This window comes from Streptomyces sp. S6 (assembly GCF_054880855.1).
In genome coordinates this window covers 1-3,525 of record NZ_JBTYMC010000478.1, presented here as the reverse complement: position 1 = coordinate 3,525, position 3,525 = coordinate 1, and the positions used below count along the sequence as shown (strand labels likewise).

Genomic DNA, 3,525 nt, shown 5'->3' with positions numbered 1-3,525 from the left:
GCTGCTGGTTGTCGATCCACAGCCCCGACATGGTCGTCGAGTGCCCGAACCAACTGCCGCCGCCGTACGTCGACGACGTCAGCCAGCCGCTCTTGGCGTGGAATCCGATCTGGCCTCGGCTCGGTGTGGCTGGTGGACTCCGCACAGCGGGTCATCGCGTCCAACAAGGGGTTCGTGGCCTTCGGGCGGGTCTCCGACAGCCGGCTGAGGGCCCAGATGAAGGACAGCACGGCCAAGGGCTCCGCCGAACTGCTGCTCGGCCGGCGGGACCCGGCGGTCGCCGCCGTCGCGCCGTTCAACGGCAAACTGGGTGTCGCGGGAGCGCTCGGCTGGAAAGTCGCCTCGATCAAACCCGTGTTCTGGATCGGCCTGCCCGAGTACGAGGCACAGCGGCGGATCATGCTCGTCGGTCTGCTGGGGGTCACCACGGGCGCCCTCTGCCTCGGCTGGCTGTACCTCGTCGTCGTCCGCCCGCTGCGCGAAGTCGCCCGGGGCGCCGAGGTGTTGGCGGCGGGGGACCGGACGACGGTCCTCTACCCGCGCTACCACGACGAGGTGGGGTCCGTCGCCCGCGGCCTCGAACTGATCCGGCAGCGGCTCCCCCGCACCTCCACCCCCTCTCCCAGGAGCTGACCCGCCGTGCTCTTCCTGTACTGCGTCCTCGCGGCGTGCTGCGCCGGCCTGCTCGTCGCGGGCGTCGTCGAACAGCGCCGCCACGACGCGAATCTGGCCGTCATACCCACGCGGGTGCTGGTCAACGGCATCCGCGGCAAGTCCTCCATCACCCGGCTGTGCGCGGGCGCGCTGCGCGGCAGCGGACTGGTGACCGTCGCCAAGACCACCGGCACGGCGGCCCGCTTCATCCACCCCGACGCCACCGAGGAGCCGGTCTACCGCAAGTTCGGCATCGCCAACGTCGTCGAACAGATCGGCATCGTCCGGCGGGCCGCCGGATACCGGCCCGACGTCCTCGTCATGGAGTGCATGGCCGTCATGCCGGCGCTCCAGGAGATCAACCAGTCCAAGCTGATCCGCTCCACCATCGGCGTCCTGTGCAACGTCCGCGAGGACCATCTCGCCGAGATGGGACCGACGCTGGACGACGTGGCCCGCTCCCTGTGCCGGTCCCTGCCCGAGGGCGGCGTCTGCGTCACCGCCGAGAAGGAGCGCCTCCACATCATCCAGGAGGAGGCCGCCGCCCGGAACTGCGAACTCGTCTACGCCGACCCGGACACCGTCACCGACGACGAGATGCGCGGCTTCGGCTGGTTCACCTTCAAGGAGAACGTCGCCATCGCCCTCACGGTCGCCGAACTCCTCGGCGTCGACCGCGCGACCGCGCTCAAGGGCATGTACGCGGCGCCGCCGGACCCGGGTGTGCTGTCCGTCGAGCGGTACCGCACCCCGGACGGGAAGCGGCTGCGCTTCGCGAACGTCTTCGCCGCGAACGACCCCGAGTCGACGCTGATGAACATCGACCAGCTCCTCGGACTCGGCGCGATCCACCGCCCGCTGCACGTCGTCGTCAACTGCCGTCCCGACCGCGTGGAGCGCAACGGACAGATGGGCGCGCTCGTCGCACAGCTCGACCCGGAGACGGTGTTCCTCATCGGCCACCCCACCAAGTCCGCCGCCGACGCGATCCCCGCGCACTGGACGGGGAACGTCGTCGACCTCGGCGGTGACCGGCGCGACCCCGGTCAGCTCACCGGGGAACTGCTGGCCCACCTGGGGCCGGACTCCTCGCTCGTCGCCATCGGCAACATCCACGGCCAGGGCGAACTGTTCCTGGAGCGGCTCGCGGCACTGGCACCCGACCCGGACGACACCCCCGCGGAACTCGTCACCCCCCACAACTCCTCGCCTGGAGCCTCCCGTTGATCCCCGCAGTAGTCACCCCACAGATCGCTGCCATCGGCATCGCGCTGGGGCTGGTGTTCTCCCTCCTGTGCTACCTGACCACGAACCTCTCACCGGGCGGCATGATCACCCCCGGCTGGCTCGCCCTCACCCTCGTCGGTGACGTGCGGCGTGCCGCCATGGTCGCGGCCGTGGCGGCCCTGACCTACCTGATGACCAAGCTGCTGCAACGGTTCGTCATCCTCTACGGCAAGCGGCTGTTCGCCGCCGTCGTCCTCATCGGCGTCCTCCTCCAGGCCGGGCTGTCCCTGCTGCTCCAGCAGCAGTTCCCCCTGCTCTTCGCCCACCAGGCCCTCGGGTTCATCGTCCCCGGCCTCATCGCCTACCAGCTGGAGAGGCAGCCCAGGACGGCGACGGTCCTGTCCACCTGCGCGGTCACGTTCGCGACCTACGTGATCCTCGTGTCCGGGCTGCTGCTGGGCGCCCTGCCCACGACCTGAGCGCTATTCCTTCCCCCCCATCGGAGCTGACCAGTGAAACGCCCCCTGCCCAGAAACACGGTCCTGTTCGTGGTGACGGCCGCCCTGCTCGCGGCGAGCTACGGGCTGAACCTCCAGCTCAGGCACCGCGCCGACGATCCGACGGTGCCGGCGGCATCGTCGGGGTCATCGGGGTCACCGGACGCCGTGACCCCCGCCGGCACCGGCCCGCTGACCTTCGAGGCGATAGGCAGCCCCGCCCGCACGGTCGCCCGCGACCGCAGCGGCGCCGTCGTCGCCACGTTCACCGACGGCGCCCGCACGGCCGTACTCACCGGGCCCGGCAGAACCTTCGCCGAGGCGCGCACGACGGACGCCAAGGTCGTCACCAGGAGCTGGGTGCGGCTGCTGCCCCAGGCGTGGACGCGGGGCGCGGAGCACAGCGCGTGGTTCAAGGGCTGGCTGAAGTCGAGCCTCGACAGCCGCGCGCCCGACATCCTCGCTGTGGCCTTCGACTACGTCGCCGGCGCCCCCGCCCGGACGACCGCGGCGGGAGTCGGCTACAGCGGCGCCGCCCGCTACACGCCCGACGCCGCCGGGCAGGACAAGTCGAAGCGGCGCACGGGCTCGGACTTCTACGACTACCTGGCCACGTCCTGGACCTTCCCCGACACGGTCACCCGCCGCCCCGAGAAGGACCGCGCACGCTCCGTCGACGCCTCCGGCTATGTCCGGCTGGTGTACGGATACCGCTCCGGCCTCCCCCTGAACAGCGGGGACGGCGCGACGGGCAACGGACTGCAACGCACCCCGGACGCGATCGCCCGCGGCCGTCTGGGCATCCCCGTGATCCCCCTGACCGACCACCGCCCCACCACCGTCCACCAACTCCAACCCGGCGACCTGGTCCTCTTCAAGACCCAGGACCTCCCCGCCGGCCGCATCGGCCACATCGGCATCTACCTCGGCCTCGACACCACCGACCACCCCCGCTTCATCTCCAGCCGCAAGAACGCCGACGGCCCCACCATGGGCGACAAGGGCGCCACCTCCCGCCTCGACGGCGACGGCTACTACGCCCAGGGGCTGCGAGCGGCACGACGCCTCTGACGGCACGCGGCCCGACTCCCTGCGCCAGCCCGAGCCCCCACCACGGCCGGCCTCCGCACCGTCTCCCGGTGCGGAG

Annotated in this window: 4 protein-coding genes; all 4 read left to right on the top strand. The window is 71.3% G+C overall.

Annotated features, from left to right (window positions below; genetic code table 11):
- The first annotated feature begins 132 nt into the window (after positions 1-132).
- From ACVNF4_RS33895 to ACVNF4_RS33880, 4 genes are read left to right on the top strand one after another with little or no spacing between them, the layout of a single operon-like run.
- The gene (locus tag ACVNF4_RS33895) at positions 133-633 is read left to right on the top strand and encodes a HAMP domain-containing protein (RefSeq protein WP_461806711.1); all 501 of its coding nucleotides are present in this window, start codon (positions 133-135) and stop codon (positions 631-633) included.
- 6 nt (positions 634-639) lie between these two features.
- Positions 640-1,881, top strand: a complete 1,242-nt coding sequence (gene pgsB / locus ACVNF4_RS33890) for a poly-gamma-glutamate synthase PgsB (RefSeq protein ID WP_461806710.1) — start codon at positions 640-642, stop codon at positions 1,879-1,881.
- A complete protein-coding gene (locus ACVNF4_RS33885; protein WP_461806709.1) occupies positions 1,878-2,360 on the top strand; it encodes a poly-gamma-glutamate biosynthesis protein PgsC/CapC in 483 nt (160 codons plus the stop codon). Before pgsB ends, ACVNF4_RS33885 begins: the two co-directional genes overlap by 4 nt.
- Before the next feature lie 33 nt (positions 2,361-2,393).
- Entirely contained in the window at positions 2,394-3,449 is a 1,056-nt protein-coding gene (locus ACVNF4_RS33880; protein ID WP_461806708.1) for an NlpC/P60 family protein, read from the top strand.
- The last annotated feature ends 76 nt before the right edge of the window (positions 3,450-3,525 follow it).